This window comes from Saccharothrix sp. BKS2 (genome assembly GCF_047689505.1).
Lineage (GTDB): Bacteria > Actinomycetota > Actinomycetes > Mycobacteriales > Pseudonocardiaceae > Actinosynnema > Actinosynnema lopnurensis.
This window is the reverse complement of the sequence record NZ_JAUQOL010000008.1, coordinates 200,690-222,966: the sequence shown is the minus strand read 5'-3', so window position 1 is coordinate 222,966 and position 22,277 is coordinate 200,690. Positions and strand designations below refer to the sequence as shown.

Here is a 22,277-nt window from a genome sequence, read left to right as displayed (position 1 = left end):
GCACGTGATCGCTTTCCTCGACTCGGCCGGTTCGTCGCTGCCCCCGCGGGAGGTGCTGGACGAGGTCGTCGGGCACCTGCGGCGGGAAGCCGAGATCGGCGGGTACGCGGCCGCCCGGGAACGCGCGGACGACCTGGCCGCGGGGTACGGCGTGCTGGCGGAGCTGCTGGGCGCCGAACCCGACGAGATCGCCTTCACCGACAGCGCCACCCGGTCGTGGCTGGCCGCGTTCGACGCGGTGCCGCTCGGCCCCGGCGACCGGGTGCTGATCAGCGAGGCCGAGTACGCGGGCACCGCGATCCCGATCCTGCACCGCGCCCGCGAGGCCGGGTACGAGGTCGACGCGGTGCCGTCCGACGCGAGCGGCCAGCTCGACCTGGAGGCGCTGGAGGAGGCGCTCGACGAGCGGGTCAAGCTGGTGTCCCTGGTGCACGCGCCCACCAACAGCGGCCTGGTCAACCCGGTGCGCGAGGTGGTCGAGGCGGCGCACCGGGTGGGCGCGCTGGTGCTGCTGGACGCGTGCCAGTCGATCGGCCAGCTGCCCGTGCGGGCCGACGAGCTGGGCGCGGACCTGATCTCCGGCACCGGCCGCAAGTGGCTGCGGGGCCCCCGCGGCACCGGCGTGCTGGTGGTGCGGCGCGCGGCGGCCGACCGCCTCCGGCCGCGGCTGGTGGACCTGCACGGCGCCGAGTGGGTGGGGCCGCGCGAGGTGCGGCTGCGGCGGGACGCGCGGGTCTACGAGATCTGGGAGTCGAGCGTGGCCGACCGGCTGGGCCTCATCGCGGCGGCCCGGCACGCGCTGGCCCGGGGGCTGGACGGAATCGAGCGGGAGGTGGCCGAGCGCGCCGGGAGGCTGCGGGAGGGGCTGGCCGCGCTGCCCGGGGTGGCGGTGCACGACGTGGGCGTGCGGCGGTCCGGCATCGTCACGTTCACCGTGGCGGGGGTCGCGCCGCAGGAGGTGCGGGACCGGCTGGCCGCCGAGGGCGTGGTGGTGAGCACCAGCGGCGCGTCGTCCACGCTGCTGGACATGGGCCGACGCGGGCTCGACGAGGTGGTGCGGGCGTCGCCGCACTACTTCGTCGAGCCCGCCGAGCTGGATCAGGCCCTGGCGGCCGTCAGCAGGTGCGCCCGGTGATGCGCGGGACGCAGTCGGTGTAGTCCAGCAGCAGCTGGACCGCGGTGTCGTTGCGCGAGGTCTGGGCGGCGATCAGGGTGTCGCGCGGGTAGAAGCCGCTCGTGCCGCTGGCCGACCTCGGGTACATCTCGAAGGTGTAGCTCCAGATCTTGTGGGCGGCCCACATCCAGTCGTCCACCGAGCCGTCGGTGATGTAGAGGTCGCTGGCCTGCTGCGGGGTGTACCCGTTCAGCGAGGCCATCCGCCGGCCCATGGTCTGGAACACGTTGGCCTGGGTGGCGTCGAGGCCGGCCGCGGTGTCGTTGTAGGTGTAGCCGTACGGCCAGAGGATCAGCTCCGAGAACGTGTGCCAGTCGATGTGCGACTTGATCTGCTGCACACCGCCGACCACTCGGCTGTTGGTGAAGTCGCGGACCCGGGCGACCTCCGGCGCCGAGAACGCCGCCGTGCCGCGGTAGGTGTCGCTGGACCCGCTGCCGCTGGAGCCGCCGCAGCAGCCCCACTGGTGGCCCCAGTTGCGGTTGGGGTCGGTGCCGGTGGCGGTCGAGTTCGGCTGCCGGTTCTTGCGCCACGCCCGGAACGAGCCGGTCGCGATGTCGTACTCCGCGCCGTCCGGGTTGACGCTGGGGATGACCCAGATCTCCCGGCTGTCGACCGTGCTCTTGATGGCCGAGTTGGACGCGTAGTTGTCCGTGTACCGCTTGATGATGTGCAGGCACATCTCCACGGTCAGGTGCTCGCGGGCGTGCTGGTTGCAGGTGAACAGCGCCTCGGGCTCGGACTCGTCGACCGAGGGGTTGTCGCTGATCTTGACCGCCCACAGGTCGCGGCCCTGGTAGGACTTGCCGATGCTGCGCAGCGAGACCAGGTTCGGGTGGTCCGCCACGGCCTGGTTCAGCTCGGCGGTCATCTCCGCGAAGTTGTGGTAGCCGGTGTAGCCGGACGGGAAGTCCTGCGCGCCGACCTCGCCGGTCGGGTCGGTGAAGTCCGCCTTGCCCAGGTCCGCGAGCTGGGCGTCCGCGTCACCGAGGTTGTTCAGGGGCAACCCGGTGGCGCGCAGCAGCAGGTGCTGGCGTGGTTCGGCGATGACGGTGAGCTTGTCGCCGGTTTGACCGAGCACGTCGACCCCGGTCCGGGCGATCTTCGTGCGGGCCTCCGGCGTGGTCGCGGTGACCTCGAAGACGGTGCGCTGGGGTGCCTGGGCCGTCGCCGGCTGCGCGGACCCGGTGTGCAGGGGGAGCACCAGGGTTGCGCTCGCGACCAGCGCGGCGGCCACGAGGCCGCGCCGCTTGGTGAACATGGAGCCTCCATCATGGGCAGGGTTGCGACGGAGATGTGCCCACGCAGCGTTGCCCTTCGATCACGGATCGAGGTAGCCCCCGTTGGTCGGGTTCACCACATCGGTCCCGGGCTGACAGTTGACGGAATTCGCGACCGCTTACCCTTGGACCATGCTCAACCGCATCGACCTGCGAGGTCGGGTCCCGTCCGCCGCCGAACTGCGCGCCGCGCTGCCGCGTGCCGAGGTCGACGTGGACGCGGTGCTGCACCACGTGCGGCCGATCGTGGAGGACGTCCGGGACCGCGGCGTCGAGGCCGTGCTGGAGCACACCGAGCGGTTCGACCACGTCCGCCCCGCCGCCGTCCGGGTGCCCGCCGCCGAGCTGGAGCGCGCGCTGGTCGAGCTGGACCCGGCCGTGCGCGCCGCCCTGGAGGAGTCCGTCGCCCGCGCCCGCCGGGTCCACGCCGACCAGCGCCGGACCGACACGACCACCCAGGTCGTGCCCGGCGGGACGGTGACCGAGCGGTGGGTGCCGGTCGCCCGGGTCGGCCTCTACGCGCCCGGCGGCCTGGCCGTCTACCCGTCCACCGTGGTGATGAACGTGGTGCCGGCGCAGATCGCGGGGGTCGGGTCGCTGGTGGTCTGCTCGCCGCCGCAGGCGGAGTTCGGCGGCCTGCCGCACCCGACGATCCTGGCCGCCGCCGCGCTGCTCGGCGTGACCGAGGTGTGGAGCGCGGGCGGGCCCATGGCGATCGCCCTGCTGGCCTACGGCGGCACGGACACCGACGGCTCGCCCCTGGAGCCCGTCGACGTGGTGACCGGGCCCGGCAACATCTACATGACCGCGGCCAAGCGGCTGCTGCGCGGCCTGATCGGCATCGACTCCGAGGCCGGGCCCACCGAGATCGCGATCCTGGCCGACGAGACCGCCGACCCGGTGCACGTGGCCGCCGACCTGGTCAGCCAGGCCGAGCACGACACGCTGGCCGCGAGCGTGCTGGTGACCACCTCGGTGGAGCTGGCCGACGCGGTGGACGTCGAGCTGGAGCGGCAGGTCGGCGCGACCAAGCACAGCGAGCGCGTCCGCACCGCGCTGCGCGGCCGGCAGTCCGGCACCGTGCTGGTGTCGAGCGTCGACGAGGGCCTGCGGGTGGTCGACGTGTACGCGGCCGAGCACCTGGAGGTCCAGACCGCCTCCGCCCGCGAGGTGGCCGCCCGGGTGCGGGCGGCCGGCGCGGTGTTCGTGGGCGCGCACTCGCCGGTGTCGCTGGGCGACTACTGCGCGGGCTCGAACCACGTGCTGCCCACCGGCGGCTGCGCGCGGCACTCGTCCGGGCTGTCGGTGCAGACCTTCCTGCGGGGCATCCACGTCGTGGACTACAGCGAGGAGGCCCTGCGCGAGGTCGCGCCGCACGTCGTGGCGCTGGCCAACGCCGAGGACCTGCCCGCGCACGGCCAGGCGGTCACCGCGAGGTTCGGCGGATGAGGCCGGTCGGGGAGCGGGTGGAGCTGAGCGACCTCCCCCTGCGGGAGGACCTGCGCGGCCGCACGCCCTACGGCGCGCCGCAGCTCGACGTGCCCGTGCGGCTGAACACCAACGAGAACCCGTACCCGCCGTCGCCCGCCCTGGTCGAGGACGTGGCCAAGGAGGTCGCGGCGGTCGCGGCCGAGCTGCACCGCTACCCGGACCGGGACGCGGTGGCGCTGCGCGAGGACCTGGCGGCCTACCTGGCGTCGGCCACGGGTGTGCCGCTGACCGCGGCCAACCTGTGGGCGGCCAACGGGTCGAACGAGATCCTCCAGCAGGTCCTCCAGGCGTTCGGCGGGCCGGGCCGCACGGCGCTGGGCTTCGAGCCGTCGTACTCGATGCACCCGATCATCGCGGCGGGCACGCGCACCGAGTGGGCGCCCACGCCGCGCCGCGCGGACTTCTCGCTGGACGTGGCGCGGGCGGCGGAGGTCATCGCCGAGCGCGCGCCCGACGTGGTGTTCGCGACCAGCCCGAACAACCCGACCGGGCAGAGCCTGCCGCTCGACGACCTGCGCGTGCTGGTCGAGGCCGCGCCGGGCGTGGTCGTGGTGGACGAGGCGTACGCGGAGTTCTCCTCGCGACCGAGCGCGGTGGGGCTGCTGGCCGAGCACCCGGCGAAGCTGATCGTGAGCCGGACCATGAGCAAGGCGTTCGCGTTCGCGGGCGGGCGGCTGGGCTACCTGGCCGCCGCGCCCGCCGTGGTGGACGCGCTGCTGCTGGTCCGGCTGCCCTACCACCTGTCCGCGCTGACCCAAGCGGCGGCGCGCGCGGCCCTGCGCCACGCGCCGGAGACCCTGGGCTCGGTGGCGAAGCTCGCCGCCGAACGGGACCGGGTGGTGGCCGAGCTGTCCGAGCTGGGCTTCTCGGTCGTGCCGAGCGACGCGAACTTCGTGCTGTTCGGCTGGTTCACCGACACGCGGGCCGCGTGGCGGTCCTACCTGGAGCGCGGTGTGCTCATCCGGGACGTCGGCATCACCGGGCACCTGCGGGTGACGGTCGGCACCCCGGCGGAGAACGACGCGTTCCTCGCGGCGAGCAAGGAGGTTGACCGGTGAGCCGGGTCGGCAAGGTGGAGCGGACCACCAGGGAATCGTCGGTGCGCGTCGAGGTGGACCTCGACGGGACCGGGCAGGTCGAGATCGCCACGGGGGTGCCGTTCTACGACCACATGCTGACCGCGCTGGGCGTGCACGGGTCGTTCGACCTGGTGGTCCGGGCGACCGGCGACGTGGAGATCGACGCGCACCACACCGTGGAGGACGTGGCGATCGTGCTCGGGCAGGCGCTGCGCGAGGCGCTGGGCGACAAGAAGGGCATCCGCCGGTTCGGCGACGCCTGGATCCCGATGGACGAGACGCTGGCGCACGCGGCGGTGGACGTGTCCGGCCGCCCGTACTGCGTGCACGTGGGCGAGCCGGAGCAGTTCAACGCCTTCACCATCGGCGGGAACTACCCGTTCGTGCTCAACCGGCACGTGTTCGACTCGCTGGCGTTCCACGCGGGCATCGCCCTGCACGTGCGCGTCGAGTACGGCCGCGACCCGCACCACATCACCGAGGCGCAGTTCAAGGCGATCGCCAGGGCGCTGCGCGCGGCCGTAGAGCCGGACCCCCGCGTGGGCGGCGTGCCCTCCACGAAGGGTGTGCTCTAGGTGTCGAAGGAGCTGGTCGTCCTCGGCCTGCTCGCGCTGGCGGGGTTCCTGGGCGGTGGGGTCTACAGCACGTGGAAGACCGCCCGGGGCCTGTCGGTGGTGCTCGCGGTGCTGACCGCGCTGGCCCTGGGCGGCGTGCTGCTCTGGCTGCTGTAGGGGCTCACGCCGGGTGTTCGCGCAGGTAGGCGGGCGGCACCGCGGCGGCCAGCCACACGCCGTTCGCGCTCACCCGGAACTCGTGGCCGGCGGCGCGCATGGCCGCCGCGTCGACCTCCAGCACCACCGGCCTGCCCCGGCGCGACCCGACCCGCACGGCCGTCTCCACGGTCGCCGACAGGTGCACGTCGTGCCGGCTCATGGGCCGCAGCCCGTCGCGCAGGATGTCGGGCAGCGCCGCGCCCACCGTCCCGTGGTAGAGCACCGCGGGCGGCTCGGCCGCGGCCAGGCCCAGCTCCACGGGCACGCTGTGGCCCTGGCTGGCGCGGATGCGCCCGTCGACCACCTCGTAGCGCTTCTTGTCGTTGAGCGCCACGACCTCCAGCACGCGGTCCCGGCCCACGCCGAGCGCCGCCACGAACTCGTCCAGGTCCACCCAGCCGGCCGCGTCGAGCACCAGGCCGGCCCGCCCCGGGTCGTGGCGGAGCACCTTGGACATCCGCTTCGACAGGCGGGTCATCTCTTTTTCCTGCACCGACCCAGTCCAGCACGCCGCCGCAAGCGGTTTCCTACAGCCCGCCCTCGCTGGCCGGCTTGAGCTTCGGCGCGCCGGGGCCGTTCGCGGCCTGCTCGTCCTGGAAGTTGTGCAGGTAGCAGCTGCGCAGCGACAGGCACCCGCACCCGATGCACGAGGTCAGCCGGTCGCGCAGCCGCTGGAGCGCGTCGATCCGCGCGTCCAGCTCGGCCTGCCAGGTGGTGGACAGCCTGCTCCAGTCGGACTTGGTCGGCGTGCGGCCGTCCGGCAGCGCGGCCAGCGCCTGCTGCACGTCCTCCAGCGAGAGCCCCACCCGCTGGGCGGTGCGGATGAACGCCAGCCGGCGCAGCACCGACCGCGCGTACCGGCGCTGGTTGCCCGCGGTCCGCTCGGACGCGATGAGCCCCCGTTCCTCGTAGAACCTCAGGGCGGTGTGCGGCACGCCGCTGCGGTCGGCCACCTGGCCGATGGTCAACGTGTCGGGCAACTTGCTCACGTGCCCATCCTATGGGTTGACTTCGACTTAAGTCGAGGTTGTTCGCTGGGGTCATGGCAGTTCCGAGCGAGCCGGCGCACGCGCAGCTGCGCGCGTTGTTCCGGCGGATGACCGGGGACGAGAAGCACGAGTGGGCGGCCGCGTCCACCCTCGACGTGCTGTGGGTGCTCTACGACCGGGTGCTGGACGTCTCGCCGGACCGGGTGGACGACCCGGACCGCGACCGGTTCCTGCTGTCGAAGGGGCACGGGCCGATGGCCTACTACGCGGTGCTGGCGGCCAAGGGCTACCTGGAACCGTCCACCCTGGACGACTGGACGGCGTGGGACTCGCCGCTGGGGCAGCACCCGGACCGCGTGCTGGTGCCCGGCGTCGAGATCGGCAGCGGGTCGCTGGGCCACGGCCTGCCGATCGCCGTCGGCACCTCGCTGGGCCTGCGCCTCCAGGGGCGCGCCGCCCGGACGGTGGTGCTGGTCGGCGACGCCGAGCTGGACGAGGGCAGCAACCACGAGGCGATCGCGCTGGCCGGCCGGTTGGCGCTGGACCGGCTCACCACCGTGGTGGTGGACAACGAGTCCGGCACGCACGGCTGGCCCGGCGGCGTGGCGCGCCGGTTCGAGGTCGAGGGGTGGCAGTCGTCCACTGTGGATGGAAGGGACCAGGGCGCGCTGCACGCGGCGCTCACGCGGGAGCACACCGGACGGCCGCTGGTCGTGGTGGCGCGGATCGAGGAGGGGCGATGACGACCATGCGGCAGGTGTTCGTGGACACCGTCGAGGAGGTCATGCGGCACGACCCGCGCGTGGTGGTGGTGATCGCGGAGATCTCGCGCGACGCCTTCCGGCCCCAGGACCGGCTGATCAACGTCGGCATCCGCGAGCAGGCCATGGTCGGCGTGGGCGCGGGGCTGGCGCTGGCCGGGCTGCGGCCCGTGGTGCACAGCTACGCGCCGTTCCTGGTCGAGCGGCCGTTCGAGCAGGTCAAGCTGGACTTCGGGCACCAGGACGTGGGCGGGGTGCTGGTCGGCATCGGCGGCTCCTACGACGACCCGGCGTGGGGCCGCACGCACCAGGCGCCCGGCGACGTGGCGCTGCTCGACACGCTGCCCGGCTGGACCGTGCACGTGCCCGGCCACGCGGGCGAGGTGGAGCCGGTCGTGCGGGCCGCGCTGGCCGGTGACGACCGGGTCTACCTCAGGCTGTCCCTGCGGCAGAACGCCGCGCCGCTCCCGGTGGTCGAGGGGTTCACCGAGGTGCGGCGCGGCGGGCGGGGCGTGGTGGTGGCGGTCGGGCCGCTGCTCGACACCGCCCTGGCCGCCACCGAGGGGACCGACGTGACCGTGCTGTACGCCTCGCGGGTCCGCCCGTTCGACGCCGCCGGGCTGCGCGCGGCCGTCGGGCGGACCGGCCGGGCCGACGTGCTGCTGGTCGAGCCCTACCTGGAGGGCACGTCCGCGCACCACGTGGCCGAGGCGCTGGCCGACGTGCCGCACCGGCTGCGGTCGCTGGGCGTGCGGCGGGACGCCGAGCTGCGCGCCTACGGCACCGCCGAGGACCACGACTCGGCGCACGACCTCGACGTGCTCGGCGTGGCCGCGGCCGCGCGTCGGATGTTCGGCCACCCGGCGGCTGCGGCATGATCCCTACCCGTGAGCGTGCCGAGAACCCTGATCTGGACACCCGCGCCGACGGCGGAGCTCCAGCTGAACCTGCACCGCGCGGTCGTGGGCCCGGCCGCGCTGGTCCCGGTGACGTCCGGGACGGTGCTGCTGCCGCGCAGGCAGATCGGGTTCCCGGCGGCGCTGCGGTTGGCCGAGCAGGTGCGCCGGACCGGCGTGCCCGCGCTGCTGGTGCGCTGGAGCCCGGCCGGTGAGGTGTGGACGGACGGCGAGGCGGCCGGCTACACGGGGGCGCCCCGCCGGCTGGTCGGGCTCGTCCGCTGGTGGCGGCTCGACGCCCGGCCCGGCCCGGCGGACCTGCCCGGCGACGTGACCGAGGTCAGGGCCCTGGTCGACGAGGGCCGCGCGGACGCCTGGGTGACCAACCTCCCGTCCGGGGCGGGCCTGCCGATCAACACCGTGCTGCCCGTGGTGCCCGTGACGCAGGGCGGCTCACCGCTGGCCTAGTAGCCTGGACGTTGTGGCACGAGTCGTCGTTTTGGACTACGGATCCGGCAACCTCCGCTCCGCCGAGCGCGCGCTCCAGCGCGTCGGCGCCGAGGTGGAGGTCACGGCGGACCACCGGGCGGCACTCGACGCCGACGGCCTGGTGGTGCCCGGCGTGGGCGCGTACGCGGCGTGCGTGGAGGGCCTGAACGCGGTCCGGGGCGGCCGGCTGATCGGGCAGCGGCTGGCCGGCGGTCGCCCGGTGCTGGGCATCTGCGTGGGCATGCAGGTCCTGTTCGAGCGGGGCATCGAGCACGGCGTGGAGTCCGAGGGCTGCGGCGAGTGGCCGGGCACGGTCGAGCGGCTGGAGGCCCCGGTCGTGCCGCACATGGGCTGGAACACGGTCCGGGCGCCGGGAGGGACCCGGCTGTTCGCGGGCCTGGACCCGGACACCCGGTTCTACTTCGTGCACTCCTACGCGGTGCGCCGGTGGGAGCTGCCGGAGGGCGGCCCGCTCAGGGCGCCGCTGGTGACGTGGTCCTCGCACGGCGGTGACGACTTCGTCTCGGCGGTCGAGAACGGGCCGCTGTGGGCGACCCAGTTCCACCCGGAGAAGTCCGGCGACGCGGGCGCGCACCTGCTGGAGAACTGGCTCGGCACCCTCAACTAGGCTGTTCGCGTGACCTTCACGCTGCTCCCGGCCGTTGACGTGGCCGATGGCCAGGCGGTCCGGCTCGTCCAGGGCGAGGCCGGCACCGAGACCTCCTACGGCGACCCGCTGGACGCCGCGCTCGCCTGGCAGCGCGACGGCGCGGAGTGGGTCCACCTGGTGGACCTCGACGCCGCGTTCGGCCGGGGGAGCAACCGCGAGCTGCTGGCCCGGGTGATCGGGCGGCTCGACGTGAAGGCGGAGCTGTCCGGCGGCATCCGCGACGACGAGTCGCTGGCCGCCGCGCTGGCCACCGGTTGCGCGCGGGTGAACCTGGGCACGGCCGCCCTGGAGGACCCGGTGTGGTGCGCGAAGGCCATCGCCGAGCACGGCGACAAGGTCGCGGTCGGCCTGGACGTGCGCATCGGCGAGCGCGGCTACCGGGTGGCCGGGCGCGGCTGGACCACCGACGGCGGCGACCTGTGGGACGTGCTGGAGCGGCTGGACCGCGACGGCTGCGCCCGCTACGTGGTGACCGACGTGAGCAAGGACGGCACGCTCCAGGGCCCGAACGCGGACCTGCTGCGCGAGGTGTGCGCGCGCACCGACGCGCCGGTCATCGCCTCCGGCGGGGTGTCCAGCGTGGCCGACCTGGTGGCGCTGGCCGCGCTGAACCGGGACGGCGTGGAGGGCGCGATCGTGGGCAAGGCGCTCTACGCGGGTGCGTTCACGCTCCCGGACGCACTGGCCGCGGTCCGCGGCTGATCGCGGCCTCGATCGTCGCCACCACGTGGGCCTCGGCGGCCTCCCTGGTCACACCCGTGGCCAGCAGGACCTCGGCCGCCGTGCCCTCGCCGACGGCGAGCAGGCCCAGCAGCACGTGCTCGGTGCCCACGAAGCGGTGCCCGAGCCGCAGCGACTCGCGCACGGCCAGCTCCAGCACCTTCTTGCAGCGGGCGGTGAACAGCTGCTGCGCGGGTGGCTGCCTGCCGGTCGGGTCCAGCGCGTTGAGCAGCACCAGCCGCGTGGTGCCCTCGGACGCCTCCAGCGCGGCGATCGTCTTGGCGGCCAGCCCGCCGGACTCGTCGAGCAGGCCCAGCAGGAGGTGCTCGGTGCCGATGCGCTCGCTGAACCGGGCGTGGTGGCGGGCCAGCACGACGACGCGGCGGGCCCGGTCGGTGTAGCGGTCGAAGCTCGGCCTGAGCTCCGCCGACTCCTTGGGCACGAACCGCTTCTGCGCGGCCTGCTTGGTCACGCCGATGCTCTCGCCGATGTCGGTCCAGCTCGCGCCCGCCCGCCGCGCCTCGTCCACGAAGTGGCCGATGAGGTGGTCGCCCAGCTCGTCCAGCTCGCCGCTGAGCCGCACGGCGGCGGTCAGCCGGCCCAGCACGTCCCCGTGCTCCGTCGCGACCGCGACGATGAGGTCGGTGAGCTGGACCGGCGTGGTGACCATCCGTCAACCCTAGGTTGACGCTGTCGGGATCGTCAACCCGTGGTTGACGGTGTCGGATCGTCAGCCCGTGGCCGAGGGCGTGATCTCGATGCCGACCGTGCCCTCCCGGCCCCGGCGCAGGCGGCTGCCCAGCAGCGTGAGCCGCCCGAACACCCCGTACTTCTTCGCGATCAGGTCCCGCACGCGGTCGCTGTCGGCCCGGTCGAGCAGCCGCGCCCGCCCCGGCACCTGCGGACCCGTGGGGTTGCCCCGCACGTCGCAGGGCCCGACCTCGACCTCACCGCTGCGGCGGATGCGCTTGACCTTGCCCGCGTCGGCCGCCGACCAGGCGTAGACCGCCCCGCCGTCCCCGACCACCCACACGGGGGTGGGCACGGGCGTGCCGTTCTTGCGGTACGTCGTCAACAACAGGTACTTGCCGTCTCCCAGGCCCATGCCCGCACACGGTAAGGGCCCCGCCCGGACGATGCCGGACGGGGCCCTCACTGACCGATCAGGTCAGATAACCGTGACGTTGGTGGCCTGGGGGCCCTTGGCGCCCTGACCCACGTCGAAGCTCACGCGCTGGTTCTCCTCCAGGCTGCGGTAGCCGCCGCTCTGGATCTCCGAGTAGTGCACGAACACGTCCGCGCCGCCGTCCTCGGGGGAGATGAAGCCGAAGCCCTTCTCCGAGTTGAACCACTTCACGGTGCCGTTAGCCATTTTTCTCCTCATACCACTTCCAGCGGGGCGGACGCACCCACTGCGGCCGGTCCGGGCGTATGGACCTCAGAGGAGTCACACGCTCAAACGCCGTTTCGCGAGCGTGAAGACACGACACAAAACCTACGACCTCCATCAGTTAACCACACTTCGCCCAGGATTGCCGGCCCCCCGGTCTCGCGCCGCCCGATCGGGGGCGCCCCGTAGGCTTTTACCCATGTCAGTAGCGGTGCGCGTGATCCCCTGCCTGGACGTCGACCGGGGCCGGGTGGTGAAGGGCGTCAACTTCACCGACCTCGTCGACGCGGGCGACCCGGTCGAGCTGGCGCGGGTCTACGACGCCGAGGGCGCCGACGAGCTGACGTTCTTGGACGTGACGGCCTCGTCGGGCGACCGCGAGACCACGTTCGACGTGGTCCGCCGCACCGCCGAGCAGGTGTTCATCCCGCTCACCGTGGGCGGCGGCGTGCGCAGCGCCGACGACGTGGACAAGCTCCTGCGCTCGGGCGCGGACAAGGTGAGCGTGAACACAGCCGCCATCGCCCGCCCCGAGCTGCTGGGCGAGCTGTCCCGCCGGTTCGGCGCGCAGTGCATCGTGCTGTCGGTCGACGCGCGCCGCGTGCCGGGGGGCGAGCGGCCGACCCCCTCGGGCTTCGAGGTCACCACGCACGGCGGCCGTCGGGGCACCGGGATCGACGCGGTCGAGTGGGCCGCGCGCGGCCAGGAGCTGGGCGTCGGCGAGATCCTGCTGAACTCCATGGACGCCGACGGCACCAAGGCCGGGTTCGACCTGGAGCTGATCCGGCTCACCCGCGCGGCCGTCGACGTGCCGCTGATCGCCAGCGGCGGGGCCGGGCAGGTCGACCACTTCCCGCCCGCCGTGGCCGAGGGCGCGGACGCGGTGCTCGCGGCGAGCGTGTTCCACTTCGGCGCGCTGCGCATCGGCGAGGTCAAGCAGGGCCTGCGCGACGCGGGCGTGGAGGTCCGGTGATGCTGCGCGACGCACCCGTGGAGGCGCGGGTCGCCATCCTGATCGGCACGGCGGGCGCGCTGGCGTTCGTGCTCATGGGGCTGGTCCAGGCGCAGGTGGAGGCCGACTCGTCCTGGCTGCGGTTCCCGGTGATCATCGCGGTGCTGGAGCTGCTGGCCGTCGCCGGGCTGGCGGCCGGGCCGCGTCCCGCGCGGCTGGTCGCCGCCTGCCTGTTCGGCCTGGTGGGGCTCATCCACCTGCTGGCCGTGCTCAACGACGGTCCAGTGTGGTTGCGCGTGCTGTCCGGCGTGCTCTCCGCCGCCCACGTGTTCGCCGTGGTGCTGCTCAACACCCGGCCCGCCCGGCTCCACTACTCCGGAGGACAGCGGTGACCAGCGCGCTCGACCCGTCCATCGCCGCCCGGCTCAAGCGCAACGCGGACGGCCTGGTGTGCGCGGTCGCCCAGCGGCGCGGCACCGGCGAGGTGCTGATGGTGGCGTGGATGGACGACGAGGCCCTGCACCGCACGCTCACCACCCGCCGCGCCACGTACTACTCGCGCAGCCGGCAGCGGCTGTGGGTGAAGGGCGAGACGTCCGGGCACACCCAGCGGGTGCACGAGGTGCGGCTGGACTGCGACGGCGACACCGTGCTGCTGACCGTGGACCAGGAGGGCGCCGCCTGCCACACCGGCGACGCCACCTGCTTCGACGCGGACGTGCTGCTCAGCTGACGTGGCCGGTGCCGGTGCCGGCGTGGTCGGTGCCGATGTCGCCGGTCAGGTAGCGCTGGAGGGTCGGCGCGATCGCCCGGACCACGGTGTCCACGTCCGCCGAGGCGAGCGGCTCGAACCGCACCACGTACCGGACCACGCCCATGCCGAAGATCTGGCTGGCCAGCAGGGTGGCGCGCAGCTCCGCGTCCGGCGCGCCCAGGTGTGACACGAGCCGCTTGAGCAGGACCTGCACGAAGAACCGCCGCAGCACCTCGGCGACCTGCTCCTGCGAGGTGATGCTGCGCACCATGGCCGCGAACTGCCCGCCCCCGGTGGCGTCCCAGATGGCGATGAAGTTGCGCACGATCCGCTCGCCGACCTCCTCCCGCGGACCGTCGAGCAGGCGTTCCACCAGCACGTTCGGGTCGATCGGCACCTGGAGCACGGCCTTGGCGAACAGGCCCTCCTTGCTGCCGAACCAGTGGTTGACCATGGCCGCGTCCACGCCCGCCCGCGCCGCGATGGACCGCACGGTCGCGCCCTCGAAACCACGCTCGACGAACACCTCGCGGGCGGCGGTCAGCAGGGCGGCCTTGGTGTCCTCGCCGCCGGCCCGGCGGCCCCGGCGCTTGGGTTCGGTTTGTCGCGGGCTCTCGTTCACGTCACCATCATGGGCGAAACCGGACATTTTTTCAACGTGTGATGAAATAGGGCGCCCCGGGGTCGCCCCCGCCCACCGGGCCCGAGGACGCCCCGCGCCCACCGGGCACAATGGCGCCCATGGTGAGCGTCATCGGTGCAGGCACCGGTCTGGGCGAGATCAGCCCCACGCGCGAGGAGTTCCGCGAGCTCGCCGCCCAGCGGCGGGTCGTCCCGGTGGTGAGGCGGCTGCTGGCCGACGCGGAGACACCCGTCGGGCTGTACCGCAAGCTCGCGGCCGACCGGCCCGGCACGTTCCTGTTCGAATCGGCGGAGAACGGCCGGTCCTGGTCGCGCTGGTCGTTCGTCGGCGCGCGCAGCGCGGGCGCGCTGACCGCCACCGGCGGCGAGGCGTACTGGCAGGGCCAGCACCCCGTCGGCCTGCCCGAGGGCGGCGACCCGCTGGCGGCGCTGCGCGAGACCATCGAGGTGCTGCGCACCGACCCGCTGCCCGGCCTGCCCCCGCTGACCGGCGGCATGGTCGGCTACATCGGCTACGACGCCGTGCGGCGGCTGGAGCGGCTGCCGTCGCTGGCGGAGGACGACCTGCGGCTGCCCGAGCTGGTCATGATGCTGGCCACCGACCTGGCGGCGCTGGACCACCACGAGGGCACCGTCACGCTCATCGCCAACGCCATCAACTGGGACGACTCGCCGGAGCGCGTGGACGCCGCCTACGAGGACGCCGTGGCGCGCCTGGAGCGGATGACGCGGGACCTCCAGTCGCCCGCGCCGCCCACGGCCGCCGTGTTCTCGCGGCCCAAGCCGGAGTTTACCCGCCGCCGGACGCCGGAGGAGTACCGCGGCGTGGTGGAGCGGGCCAAGGAGGCGATCCGCGCCGGCGAGGCGTTCCAGGTCGTGCTGTCGCAGCGGTTCGAGATGCGGACCACCGCCGACCCGCTGGACGTCTACCGCGTGCTGCGCACGTCCAACCCCAGCCCGTACATGTACCTGCTGCGGCTGGAGGACTTCGACATCGTCGGGTGCAGCCCGGAGTCCCTGGTCACGGTGCGGGACGGGAAGGCGACCACGCACCCCATCGCGGGCACCCGGTGGCGCGGCGTGGACGAGGAGGAGGACGCGCTGCTGGAGAAGGACCTGCTGGCCGACCACAAGGAGCGGGCCGAGCACCTGATGCTCGTCGACCTGGGCCGCAACGACCTGGGCCGGGTGTGCAAGCCGGGCTCGGTGACCGTGGTCGACTTCTTCAAGGTCGAGCGCTACTCGCACGTCATGCACATCGTGTCCACGGTCAGCGGCGAGCTGGCCGAGGGGCGCACGGCGTTCGACGCGGTCGCGGCGTGCTTCCCGGCCGGCACCCTGTCCGGCGCGCCCAAGCCGCGGGCGATGGAGCTGATCGAGGAGCTGGAGCCGACCCGCCGCGGGCTCTACGGCGGGGTGGTGGGCTACCTGGACTTCGCGGGCGACGCGGACACCGCCATCGCGATCCGGACCGCGCTGATCCGCGACGGGGTGGCGTACGTGCAGGCGGGAGCGGGCATCGTGGCCGACTCGGACCCGGTGGCAGAGGACAACGAGTGCCTGAACAAGGCCGGTGCGGTGCTGTCGGCGATCGCGACGGCGGGGACCATGGCCCCGGCGGCGGAACCGGCTCGTGTCTGATCCGGAGCGGTCGGGGGCCGGGCCCCACCCCAGCGCCGCCCCCGACCCCGATCCCGCCCCCGACCAGGCCGCCAGGCGCGCCCGCGCCGCCCAACGACGTCCACTGTGGATCGTGGTGGCCCTGCTCGTGGCGGCCGCGGCCGCCCTCGGGGGCGCCTCCGGCCTGACCTGGGACGCCGCCGCCGACCTCGACGGCGGCGACGTGGTGCCCGCCCTGGTCCCCCTGGCGCTGCTGTGCCTGGCCGCCATCGCCGCCGCGGTGGCGCTCGGCGGGTGGGCGCGGCGCGCGCTGGGCGGCGTGGTGCTCCTCGCGGGCGTCGCGGCCGGGGTCCAGGGCGTCGGGGCCGACGGCCCGCTGACCGGGCGGGGCCTGGTCCTGGCGGGCGCGGCGCTGGTGGTGGCGGCCGGCGCGCTGCTGCTCGCGCGGGGCGCGGCGATGCCGAAGCTGGGCGGCGGCTACCGGGCGCCGGGCGCGGTCGAGCGCACCGCCGATCCCGAGCGCGAGCTGTGGAACGCCCTGGAGCGCGGCGACGATCCCACTGATCGGGACTGACCCCCGGGCGCCGCACGTTCGCGCACGTCGGCTCGCGAGGGCCCCGGTCAGCAGCGCGAACAGCGCGACCCCGGTGGCCCGAGCAGGTGCGTCACGGGGTTAGCATCCTCGTGGCGGGAAGGGGAGCATGACGTGCGGGAGCTTGCTACTGAACCGGAAGGTCCGACGGGGTCGAGCGAGGTGCTCGGATGACCACCGTGCTCGAATCGATCATCGAGGGAGTCCGGGAAGACCTCGCCCAGCGCGAGGCCGCGCTGCCCTTCGACGTGCTCAGGGAGCGGGCGACCAAGGTGGCCCCGCCGCAGGACGTGATGGCGGCCCTGCGCAGCCCCGGGGTGGGCGTGATCGCCGAGGTCAAGCGGCGCAGCCCGTCCAAGGGTGAGCTGGCCGACATCCCGGAGCCCGCCGACCTGGCGGTGCAGTACGAACTCGGCGGGGCGCGGTGCATCAGCGTGCTGACCGAGCAGCGCCGCTTCGGCGGGTCCCTGGCGGACTTCGACGCGGTGCGCGCGGCGGTGCGCGTCCCCCTGCTGCGCAAGGACTTCATCGTCAGCCCCTACCAGGTGCACGAGGCGCGCCTGCACGGCGCGGACCTGGTGCTGCTGATCGTGGCGGCGCTGGAGCAGAACGCCCTGGTCTCGCTGCTGGACCGGGTCGAGTCGCTGGGCATGACCGCCCTGGTCGAGGTGCACACGGCCGAGGAGGCCGACCGCGCGCTGGAGGCGGGGGCGAGCGTCATCGGCGTGAACGCCCGCAACCTGCACACCCTCCAGGTCGACAAGGACGTGTTCGGGCGGATCGCGCCGGGCCTGCCCTTCGACACCATCAAGATCGCCGAGTCCGGGGTCACCGGTCCGGGCGACCTGATGGCGTACGCGGGCGCGGGCGCCGACGCGGTGCTGGTCGGCGAGAGCCTGGTGACGAGCGGCGACCCCAAGGTCGCGGTGAACAAGCTGGTGACGGCGGGCTCCCACCCCGCCTGCCCCCGGCCCAGCCGGTAAAAGGAGAAGGCGCATGTCGCGCGGCCAGTTGGCTCCGACACCACACGACCCGGACGAGCGGGGCCACTTCGGGCCGTGGGGCGGCCGGTTCATGCCGGAAGCCCTCATCGCCGCGGTGGACGAGCTCGCCGCGTTCTACGAGGAGGCGCGGGTCGACCCGGAGTTCCTGGACGAGTTCGCCAGGCTGCTGCGCGACTTCGCCGGCCGCCCGTCGCTGCTCACCGAGGCGCCCCGGTTCGCCGAGCACGCGGGCGGCGCGCGGATCTTCCTCAAGCGCGAGGACCTGAACCACACCGGCTCGCACAAGATCAACAACGTGCTGGGCCAGGCGCTGCTGACCAAGCGCATGGGCAAGAAGCGGGTCATCGCCGAGACCGGCGCGGGCCAGCACGGCGTGGCCACGGCCACCGCCTGCGCGCTCATGGGCCTGGACTGCGTGATCTACATGGGCGAGGTCGACACCGAGCGGCAGGCGCTCAACGTGGCCCGGATGCGGCTGCTGGGCGCCCGGGTCATCCCGGTGTCCAACGGCTCGCGGACCCTCAAGGACGCGATCAACGAGGCGCTGCGCGACTGGGTCGCCAACGTCGACGACACGCACTACCTGCTGGGCACCGCGGCGGGGCCGCACCCGTTCCCGGTGCTCGTGCGCGACTTCCACCGCGTCATCGGCGTCGAGGCCCGGCAGCAGGTCCTGGAGAAGGCCGGCCGCCTGCCCGACGTGGTGGCCGCGTGCGTCGGCGGCGGGTCCAACGCCATCGGCATCTTCCACGGCTTCATCGACGACCCGTCCGTGCGGCTGGTGGGCCTGGAGCCCGGCGGCGACGGCGTCGAGACCAGCAGGCACGGCGCCACCCTCACCAAGGGCACGCCCGGCTCGCTGCACGGCGCGATGTCCTACGTGCTCCAGGACGCCGACGGGCAGATCGCCGAGGCGCACTCCATCTCGGCCGGCCTGGACTACCCGGGCGTCGGTCCCGAGCACGCCCACCTCAAGGACACCGGCCGCGCCGAGTACCGGCCGGTGACCGACGCCGAGGCCATGGACGCGTTCGCCCTGCTCTCGCGCACCGAGGGCATCATCCCGGCGGTCGAGTCGGCGCACGCGCTGGCCGGCGCGCTCAAGCTCGGCCGCGAGCTCGGGCCCGAGGGGTTGATCCTGGTGAACCTGTCGGGCCGGGGCGACAAGGACATGGACACCGCGATCAAGTGGTTCGGGCTGGGGGTGGACTCGTGAGCGGGCTGGGTTCGGTCTTCGAGACCTGTCGGGCGGAGTCGCGGGCGGCCCTGATCGGGTACCTGCCGGCGGGCTTCCCGACCGTCGAGGGCTCGCGGGACGTGCTGCGCACGATGGTGTCGGCCGGCTGCGACGTGGTCGAGGTGGGCCTGCCGTTCTCCGACCCGGTCATGGACGGCCCCACCATCCAGCGCGCCGCCGAGCAGGCGCTGCGCGGCGGGTTCCGGGTGCGCGACCTGTTCGGCGTGGTCGAGTCGGTCACCTCGGCCGGCGGGCGCGCGGTGGTCATGACCTACTGGAACCCCGTGCTGGCCTACGGGGTGGACCGGTTCGCGCGCGACCTCGCGGCGGCGGGCGGGCTGGGCGTCATCACGCCCGACCTGGTGCCGGACGAGGCCGAGGAGTGGATCGCCGCGAGCGACGCGCACGACCTGGACCGGATCTTCCTGGTCGCGCCGTCGTCCTCGGAGGAGCGCATCGCGATGACCGCGCGGTCGTCGCGGGGCTTCCTGTACGCGACCTCGGTGATGGGGGTGACCGGCGCGCGCGACGTGGTGTCGTCGGCGGCCCCGGCGCTGGTCGAGCGGGTGCGCGCGCACACCGACCTCCCGGTGGGCGTGGGGCTGGGCGTGCGCAACGGGGCGCAGGCGGCGGAGCTGGCGGCGTTCGCGGACGGGGTCATCGTGGGGTCGGCGTTCGTGTCCGCGGTGGCGGACGACTCGGTGGCGGCGCTGACCGAGGAGCTGGCCGGCGGGGTGCGCCGCGCGGCGGCGGCCGTGTAGCGCGCCCGGGTCCGGACGACCCGTCCCGGTAACAATCGAGCTGTCGCCGCGGAGCCGGTCGGAGCACCCACTACGGTGGTCCCGTGGTGACGACTTACCTGGCGACGATCCCGAGCCCGGACCAGGGCGTGTGGCAACTGGGACCGATCCCGCTCCGCGCCTACGCGTTGTGCATCATCCTCGGCATCGTCCTGGCCATCTGGTGGGGCGAGCGCCGCTGGGTGGCCAGGGGCGGGCTGAAGGGCGAGGTCACCGACATCGCCGTCTTCGCGGTCCCGTTCGGCCTGGTCGGCGGCCGGCTCTACCACGTGGCGACCGACTACCACAAGTACTTCGGCGAGGGTCGCAACCCGCTGGACGCGCTGGCCATCTGGAACGGCGGCCTCGGCATCTGGGGCGCCATCGCCCTGGGCGGCGTCGGCGCGTGGATCGGCTGCCGCCGCAAGGGCATCCCGCTGCCCGCCATGGCCGACGCGCTCGCGCCCGGCATCGTGGTCGCCCAGGCGATCGGCAGGCTCGGCAACTACTTCAACCAGGAGCTCTACGGCGGTCCCACCACGCTGCCGTGGGGCCTGGAGATCTACGAGCGGGTCGACCCGGAGACCGGGTTCAAGGACGACCTGGCCGGCGTGGCGCTGGACCACACCCCGATCGAGATCGTGCACCCCACGTTCCTCTACGAGCTGCTGTGGAACCTGGGCGTGGCGCTGCTGATCGTGTGGGCCGACCGCCGGTTCCGGCTGGGCCACGGCCGGGTGTTCGCGCTCTACGTCGCGGGCTATACAGCGGGCCGGTTCTGGATCGAGCTGATGCGCACCGACCCGGCCACCGAGGTGTTCGGGCTGCGGATCAACGTGATCACCTCCGTGGTGGTCTTCCTCGGCGCGGTCGTCTACTTCGTCCTGGCCGCCAGGCGGGGTCCGCGGGAGGTGATCGTGCGGAGCGAGTCGCCCACCGGCGACACCGGGTCCGACGGCGCGACCGACGACGGTGACGCGACCCCCTCCGACCCGGACGCCCCGAACCCCTCAGGGTCCTCCGCCGCGAGCGAGGTCAGCACGGTGCCGCGGACCGGGACCGAACCGGCGACCAGGCCCGCGGACGCCGGCGACAAGCCGGAGCAGTAGCGGGTATGCGCATCCTCGTCGTCGAGGACGACGACCGGGTGGCGCGCGGCCTGCTCACCGCCCTGCGCCACGCGGGCTACGAGGTGCACCGGGTCGCCACGGCCGCCGCGGCGCTGACGGCCCAACCGGCGGACGTCGTGCTGCTGGACCTGGGCCTGCCCGACGGCGACGGCCTGGACGTGCTGCGCGAGCTGCGCCGCCGCACCGGCACGGCGATCATCACGGTCACCGCGCGCGGCGAGGAGCGGGAACGCGTGCTGGGCCTGCGCCTGGGCGCGGACGACTACGTGGTCAAGCCGTTCGGCACGGCGGAGCTGCTGGCGCGCATCGAGGCGGTCCTGCGCCGCACCCGCGCGGCGCGGGCGGCCGAGCGCGAGCACGAGGTCACGCTGGGCCCGCTGACCCTGGACCCGGCCGGCCGGGAGGCCCGGATCGACGGCGAGCCGGTGCCGCTGACCCGCAAGGAGTTCGACCTGCTCGCCCTGCTGGTGGCGCGGGCGGGCACGGTGGTCAGCCGCGACCTGATCGTGGACCAGGTGTGGCAGGCGCACTGGGAGGCCCCGTCGCGCACGCTCGACACCCACATCGCGGCGCTGCGCGGCAAGCTCGGCGGCGCGCTGCGGATCGAGACGATCCGGGGCGTGGGCTACCGGGTGGCAGCCCACGCCTGAACCGGCGTCACCAGGTGTGGGCGACGTCCACCACGAGGCGGTCGGTCAGCACGAGCACGCGGAACGGCAGCCGGGCCCGCACCCCCATGCCCACGGTCGTGGTGCCCTCCCACGACCCGGCCCACACGACCTGCCGGAACGTGGTGTAGCCGGTCACGTCCACCAGCTCCATCGGGTCGTCGTACTCGTAGGTCGGGTCGAAGTTCTCGTCGTAGGCCGGCGAGTAGGTGGTGACCTGGATCTTCCCGCCACCCCGCACCGGGATCGGCTCGCCCGAGGCGTCGTGGGTGATCTCCGGGACGTACCTCGCGCTGTACCCGCCGGGCGTGCCGGCGATGTCGAACACCAGCCGGTCGTAGCACTCGTGCCGGCCGGCCCGGATGTCGGTCAGGTACGGGGCGTGACCCTCGTACAGGTACTTGTCGCCGGAGCCCCAGTCGACCGGCGCGCAGGCCGCCGGGGCCGCCGGGGCCGCGGGTGCGACCAGCACCAGCCCGAGCACCGCCGACAGCACCGCCGAGATCGTGCGCAACATGTGAGTTCCCCCTGACGCGGGCTCCCCTGCCCGCAGTGTGGATTGTGACACGCATCACCCGGTTGGGGGTGCCGATCGGGGAGTTCACCCGATCCGGGGCGTCACCAGGTGTGGGCGACGTCCACCACGACCCGGCCGGGCAGCGTGAACACGCGGAACGGCAGCACCGCCCGCACGCCCAGCCCCACCGTGGTCTGCCCCTCGAACGACCCGGCCCACGCGACCTGCCGGAACGTGGCGTAGCCGGTCACGTCCACCAGCTCCGACCGGTTCGCGGGCACGTAGGTCGGGCCGCCGCTGTCGTACGCGGGCGAGGCGACCGTGACCCGGAGCTTGCCGTCGCCGCGCAGCGGCACCGGCTTGCCCGAGCCCTCCTGGAGGACCTCGTCGACGTACTCCACCCAGTAGCCGTCGTTCACCCCGCCGAAGTCGAACACCAGCCGGTCGTAGCACTCGTGCTGTCCCGACCGGATGTCCGTCAGCGTGCCCTGCCCGGTCGGCCACTGCGACTTGGCCCCGCTGCCCCACCCGGTCTCGCACACCGCGGCCGAGGCGACCGCCGGGGCGACGACCGCCACGGGCACGGCGGCGGCCACGACCGCCGCGAGCACGACGGCGACTTTGCGTAACATCCCGTTTCCCCCTCCTCGGGGCCACGCGGCCCCCCGGG

General features: G+C 73.8%; 29 protein-coding genes. 20 read left to right on the top strand and 9 right to left on the bottom strand.

The annotated features are described in order from the left end of the window. The first annotated feature begins 4 nt into the window (after positions 1-4). The gene (locus tag Q5530_RS18915; protein WP_415363930.1) at positions 5-1,135 is read left to right on the top strand and encodes an aminotransferase class V-fold PLP-dependent enzyme; all 1,131 of its coding nucleotides are present in this window, start codon (positions 5-7) and stop codon (positions 1,133-1,135) included. Here the strand turns inward: Q5530_RS18915 and Q5530_RS18910 are convergent. Continuing rightward, positions 1,116-2,435 (bottom strand): M14 family metallopeptidase, encoded by a 1,320-nt coding sequence (locus tag Q5530_RS18910; protein WP_415363929.1) that lies wholly within the window; start codon positions 2,433-2,435, stop codon positions 1,116-1,118. The genes Q5530_RS18915 and Q5530_RS18910 overlap by 20 nt on opposite strands. Positions 2,436-2,586: 151 nt before the next feature. Here Q5530_RS18910 and hisD point away from each other — a divergent pair, with 151 nt between their 5' ends. From hisD to Q5530_RS18890, 4 genes are read left to right on the top strand one after another with little or no spacing between them, the layout of a single operon-like run. Further along, positions 2,587-3,903 carry a histidinol dehydrogenase gene (hisD, locus tag Q5530_RS18905; protein WP_380633885.1) on the top strand — a complete coding sequence of 439 codons (1,317 nt, stop codon included), beginning with the start codon at positions 2,587-2,589 and terminating at the stop codon, positions 3,901-3,903. Continuing rightward, the gene (locus Q5530_RS18900) at positions 3,900-5,003 is read left to right on the top strand and encodes a histidinol-phosphate transaminase (RefSeq protein ID WP_415363927.1); all 1,104 of its coding nucleotides are present in this window, start codon (positions 3,900-3,902) and stop codon (positions 5,001-5,003) included. The genes hisD and Q5530_RS18900 overlap by 4 nt, the downstream gene beginning before the upstream one ends. Further along, positions 5,000-5,599, top strand: coding sequence for an imidazoleglycerol-phosphate dehydratase HisB (gene hisB, locus Q5530_RS18895; RefSeq protein ID WP_380633888.1), 600 nt, complete (start codon positions 5,000-5,002; stop codon positions 5,597-5,599). Before Q5530_RS18900 ends, hisB begins: the two co-directional genes overlap by 4 nt. Continuing rightward, positions 5,600-5,755 (top strand): hypothetical protein, encoded by a 156-nt coding sequence (locus Q5530_RS18890; RefSeq protein ID WP_380633889.1) that lies wholly within the window; start codon positions 5,600-5,602, stop codon positions 5,753-5,755. Between the two features lie 4 nt (positions 5,756-5,759). Here the strand turns inward: Q5530_RS18890 and Q5530_RS18885 are convergent, their stop codons facing one another. Together Q5530_RS18885 and soxR are read right to left on the bottom strand one after the other, a co-directional pair. Next, positions 5,760-6,275 carry an RNA 2'-phosphotransferase gene (locus Q5530_RS18885; protein WP_415363925.1) on the bottom strand — a complete coding sequence of 172 codons (516 nt, stop codon included), beginning with the start codon at positions 6,273-6,275 and terminating at the stop codon, positions 5,760-5,762. Between the two features lie 49 nt (positions 6,276-6,324). Next, positions 6,325-6,786: a redox-sensitive transcriptional activator SoxR gene (gene soxR, locus Q5530_RS18880; RefSeq protein WP_415363923.1), complete on the bottom strand. Its 462-nt coding sequence runs from the start codon at positions 6,784-6,786 to the stop codon at positions 6,325-6,327. A 53-nt stretch (positions 6,787-6,839) separates the two neighbouring features. Here soxR and Q5530_RS18875 point away from each other — a divergent pair, with 53 nt between their 5' ends. From Q5530_RS18875 to priA, 5 genes are read left to right on the top strand one after another with little or no spacing between them, the layout of a single operon-like run. After that, complete coding sequence (locus Q5530_RS18875) at positions 6,840-7,529, top strand: transketolase (protein WP_415363921.1); 690 nt, start codon at positions 6,840-6,842, stop codon at positions 7,527-7,529. Beyond that, positions 7,526-8,425, top strand: a complete 900-nt coding sequence (locus Q5530_RS18870) for a transketolase family protein (RefSeq protein ID WP_415363919.1) — start codon at positions 7,526-7,528, stop codon at positions 8,423-8,425. Before Q5530_RS18875 ends, Q5530_RS18870 begins: the two co-directional genes overlap by 4 nt. A gap of 9 nt (positions 8,426-8,434) precedes the next feature. Continuing rightward, positions 8,435-8,911 (top strand): hypothetical protein, encoded by a 477-nt coding sequence (locus Q5530_RS18865; protein ID WP_415363917.1) that lies wholly within the window; start codon positions 8,435-8,437, stop codon positions 8,909-8,911. A gap of 13 nt (positions 8,912-8,924) precedes the next feature. Then, positions 8,925-9,560: an imidazole glycerol phosphate synthase subunit HisH gene (gene hisH / locus Q5530_RS18860; RefSeq protein ID WP_380633899.1), complete on the top strand. Its 636-nt coding sequence runs from the start codon at positions 8,925-8,927 to the stop codon at positions 9,558-9,560. Between the two features lie 9 nt (positions 9,561-9,569). After that, positions 9,570-10,304, top strand: coding sequence for a bifunctional 1-(5-phosphoribosyl)-5-((5-phosphoribosylamino)methylideneamino)imidazole-4-carboxamide isomerase/phosphoribosylanthranilate isomerase PriA (gene priA, locus Q5530_RS18855; protein WP_380633900.1), 735 nt, complete (start codon positions 9,570-9,572; stop codon positions 10,302-10,304). Here the strand turns inward: priA and Q5530_RS18850 are convergent. The 3 genes from Q5530_RS18850 to Q5530_RS18840 all read right to left on the bottom strand — a co-directional run bounded on the left by Q5530_RS18850 (position 10,267) and on the right by Q5530_RS18840 (position 11,694). Then, the gene (locus Q5530_RS18850; protein WP_415363914.1) at positions 10,267-10,992 is read right to left on the bottom strand and encodes a Clp protease N-terminal domain-containing protein; all 726 of its coding nucleotides are present in this window, start codon (positions 10,990-10,992) and stop codon (positions 10,267-10,269) included. The two genes, priA and Q5530_RS18850, sit on opposite strands and share 38 nt — an antisense overlap. 60 nt (positions 10,993-11,052) lie before the next feature. Continuing rightward, a complete protein-coding gene (locus Q5530_RS18845; RefSeq protein WP_415363912.1) occupies positions 11,053-11,427 on the bottom strand; it encodes a PPOX class F420-dependent oxidoreductase in 375 nt (124 codons plus the stop codon). 63 nt (positions 11,428-11,490) lie between these two features. Further along, complete coding sequence (locus tag Q5530_RS18840; RefSeq protein ID WP_344034944.1) at positions 11,491-11,694, bottom strand: cold-shock protein; 204 nt, start codon at positions 11,692-11,694, stop codon at positions 11,491-11,493. A 217-nt stretch (positions 11,695-11,911) separates the two neighbouring features. On the opposite strand from Q5530_RS18840, the gene hisF reads away from it, so the two are divergent. The 3 genes from hisF to hisI are packed head-to-tail and all read left to right on the top strand — an operon-like array spanning position 11,912 to position 13,397. After that, positions 11,912-12,685 carry an imidazole glycerol phosphate synthase subunit HisF gene (gene hisF / locus Q5530_RS18835; protein WP_415363910.1) on the top strand — a complete coding sequence of 258 codons (774 nt, stop codon included), beginning with the start codon at positions 11,912-11,914 and terminating at the stop codon, positions 12,683-12,685. Then, the gene (locus Q5530_RS18830) at positions 12,685-13,056 is read left to right on the top strand and encodes a hypothetical protein (protein ID WP_415363909.1); all 372 of its coding nucleotides are present in this window, start codon (positions 12,685-12,687) and stop codon (positions 13,054-13,056) included. The genes hisF and Q5530_RS18830 overlap by 1 nt, the downstream gene beginning before the upstream one ends. Beyond that, positions 13,053-13,397 (top strand): phosphoribosyl-AMP cyclohydrolase, encoded by a 345-nt coding sequence (gene hisI, locus Q5530_RS18825; RefSeq protein ID WP_380633909.1) that lies wholly within the window; start codon positions 13,053-13,055, stop codon positions 13,395-13,397. The genes Q5530_RS18830 and hisI overlap by 4 nt, the downstream gene beginning before the upstream one ends. Here the strand turns inward: hisI and Q5530_RS18820 are convergent. Continuing rightward, on the bottom strand, positions 13,390-14,067 hold the full coding sequence (locus Q5530_RS18820; RefSeq protein ID WP_415363907.1) for a TetR family transcriptional regulator: 678 nt from the start codon (positions 14,065-14,067) through the stop codon (positions 13,390-13,392). The genes hisI and Q5530_RS18820 overlap by 8 nt on opposite strands. 92 nt (positions 14,068-14,159) lie before the next feature. Here Q5530_RS18820 and Q5530_RS18815 point away from each other — a divergent pair, with 92 nt between their 5' ends. The 7 genes from Q5530_RS18815 to Q5530_RS18785 all read left to right on the top strand — a co-directional run bounded on the left by Q5530_RS18815 (position 14,160) and on the right by Q5530_RS18785 (position 21,072). Further along, a complete protein-coding gene (locus Q5530_RS18815) occupies positions 14,160-15,701 on the top strand; it encodes an anthranilate synthase component I (RefSeq protein WP_380633912.1) in 1,542 nt (513 codons plus the stop codon). Further along, entirely contained in the window at positions 15,694-16,254 is a 561-nt protein-coding gene (locus Q5530_RS18810) for a Trp biosynthesis-associated membrane protein (RefSeq protein WP_415363905.1), read from the top strand. Before Q5530_RS18815 ends, Q5530_RS18810 begins: the two co-directional genes overlap by 8 nt. A 188-nt stretch (positions 16,255-16,442) precedes the next feature. Beyond that, positions 16,443-17,255 (top strand): indole-3-glycerol phosphate synthase TrpC, encoded by an 813-nt coding sequence (gene trpC, locus Q5530_RS18805; RefSeq protein ID WP_415363904.1) that lies wholly within the window; start codon positions 16,443-16,445, stop codon positions 17,253-17,255. 13 nt (positions 17,256-17,268) lie between these two features. Next, complete coding sequence (gene trpB, locus Q5530_RS18800) at positions 17,269-18,492, top strand: tryptophan synthase subunit beta (RefSeq protein ID WP_415363903.1); 1,224 nt, start codon at positions 17,269-17,271, stop codon at positions 18,490-18,492. Continuing rightward, complete coding sequence (gene trpA, locus Q5530_RS18795) at positions 18,489-19,274, top strand: tryptophan synthase subunit alpha (protein WP_415363901.1); 786 nt, start codon at positions 18,489-18,491, stop codon at positions 19,272-19,274. Before trpB ends, trpA begins: the two co-directional genes overlap by 4 nt. 86 nt (positions 19,275-19,360) lie before the next feature. Beyond that, positions 19,361-20,401, top strand: coding sequence for a prolipoprotein diacylglyceryl transferase (gene lgt, locus Q5530_RS18790; RefSeq protein ID WP_415364188.1), 1,041 nt, complete (start codon positions 19,361-19,363; stop codon positions 20,399-20,401). Between the two features lie 5 nt (positions 20,402-20,406). Beyond that, positions 20,407-21,072: a response regulator transcription factor gene (locus tag Q5530_RS18785; protein ID WP_415363900.1), complete on the top strand. Its 666-nt coding sequence runs from the start codon at positions 20,407-20,409 to the stop codon at positions 21,070-21,072. Between the two features lie 7 nt (positions 21,073-21,079). Here the strand turns inward: Q5530_RS18785 and Q5530_RS18780 are convergent, their stop codons facing one another. Next, positions 21,080-21,607, bottom strand: coding sequence for a hypothetical protein (locus tag Q5530_RS18780; RefSeq protein WP_415363898.1), 528 nt, complete (start codon positions 21,605-21,607; stop codon positions 21,080-21,082). Positions 21,608-21,708: 101 nt separating this feature from the next. Continuing rightward, positions 21,709-22,239 (bottom strand): hypothetical protein, encoded by a 531-nt coding sequence (locus Q5530_RS18775; protein WP_415363896.1) that lies wholly within the window; start codon positions 22,237-22,239, stop codon positions 21,709-21,711. Positions 22,240-22,277: the final 38 nt, after the last annotated feature.